Here is a 1535-nt window from a genome sequence, read left to right on the forward strand (position 1 = left end):
GGTGCCGTTGGGTGGCATTTCCTCGGTGTTGTTGGCGGCGGTGTTGTCGGTGACGGCGTTGCCGGCGGTGTTGTCGATCGTGGGGCGGCGCATCGATCTGTGGGGTTGGCATCGGCTGGCGGGGATCCGTAGCGCCGAGCAGGTCGATGCCGGGTTCTTCTCGCGGCTGGCGGTGTTCGCGATGCGCAAGCCGTGGCTGGTGATCGTGCCGGTGCTGGTGCTGTTGGTGGGGTTGATCCTGCCGTTTCGCCACATCGAGTTCGGGGGGTTGAGCGAGCGCTATCTGGCTGCGGACAATCCGGCGCGGGTGGCGCAGCAGGATTTCGACCGCATGTTCCCGACCTTCCGCACCGACCCGTTGAAACTGGTGGTGGTGGGCGCGAATTCGACCCAGCTGTCGGATCTGCGTTACGACGCCGATCAGGCGGTGGGCGCGAAGATGACCGGCCCGTTCGATCCGGCCGCGCCGAGCAAGGATCAGGTGACGGTGCTGGCCAGCGGGTTACGCGACAAGGGTGACGCCGATGCGGTGATCGCGGCGTTGCGCGCGCTGCCCGAACCGCCGGGCACGCATGTGATGGTGGCGGGTGTGCCCGCGCTGGAACGCGATTCGATCCAGGGGTTGATCAAGGGGTTGCCGCTGCTGGGTTTGATCCTGGTCGCGGCGGCGATCGCGTTGATGTACGCGGCGTTTCGGTCGCTGGTGCTGGCGATCAAGGCGGTGGTGATGAGCGCGTTGAGCCTGGGCGCGACGTTGGGGGTGCTGACCTGGATTTTCGTGGAGGGTCACGGGGCGGGGTTGTTCGATTTCACGCCGGGGCCGTTGATGTTCGCGGTGCTGGTGTTGATCGTGACGGTGTTGTTCGGGCTCTCCACCGATTACGAGGTGTTCCTGCAGTCACGGATGGCCGAGGCGCGCGCGGCCGGGGCTGACGCGCCGGAGGCGATCCGTTTCGGTATCGCGCACACCGGCGGGGTGATCACCTCGGCGGCGGCGATCCTGATCGTGGTGACGGGTGCGTTCGGGTTCTCGGATCTGGTGCTGATGAAATACATTGCCTACGGCATGATCGCGGCATTGGTGTTGGACGCCACCGTGATTCGCATGCTGTTGACTCCTGCGGTGCTGAGGCTGGTTTGGCGATGAGCGTGCTCAAGGGCGCGAATCTGTTGGTGATGTTTCTGCTGGAGCTGTGCGTGCTGGGCGCGGCGATCTGGTGGGGTGCCACTGTATCGGCGCCTGTTGTGGTGCGCATTCTGCTCGCGATCGCCGCACCGGCGGTGTTCATCGTGGTGTGGGCGCTGTTCGGGGCGGCCAAGGATCCGCGGTTCCCGCAAAAGGGTTGGCGGCGTGTCGCGTTGGAGGTGGTGTGGTTTGGGACAGCGGCACTGCTGCTGGGGCTGGCCTGGACACCGATCGCGGGTGCGGCGCTGTTCGCGCGAGGTCGGCGGCGCGGTAGGTGACGCTGTTGCGGGCCGCCCCGAATTCCAGGTCGGCGGTGCCGAAGTAGTCGACGAAGGCGTCGTGAGTGCGC

At 66.3% G+C, this 1535-nt stretch carries 2 protein-coding genes; both read left to right on the forward strand.

Features of this window, described 5'->3' with window-relative positions; genetic code table 11:
• Positions 1–1147: MMPL family transporter (locus ACWELQ_RS45485; RefSeq protein ID WP_452403158.1), on the forward strand; the 1147-nt coding region annotated here is incomplete at its 5' end.
• The gene (locus ACWELQ_RS45490) at positions 1144–1464 is read left to right on the forward strand and encodes a YrdB family protein (protein WP_452403159.1); all 321 of its coding nucleotides are present in this window, start codon (positions 1144–1146) and stop codon (positions 1462–1464) included. The genes ACWELQ_RS45485 and ACWELQ_RS45490, both read left to right, overlap by 4 nt.
• Positions 1465–1535: the final 71 nt, after the last annotated feature.

This window comes from Nocardia sp. NPDC004722 (assembly GCF_053601505.1).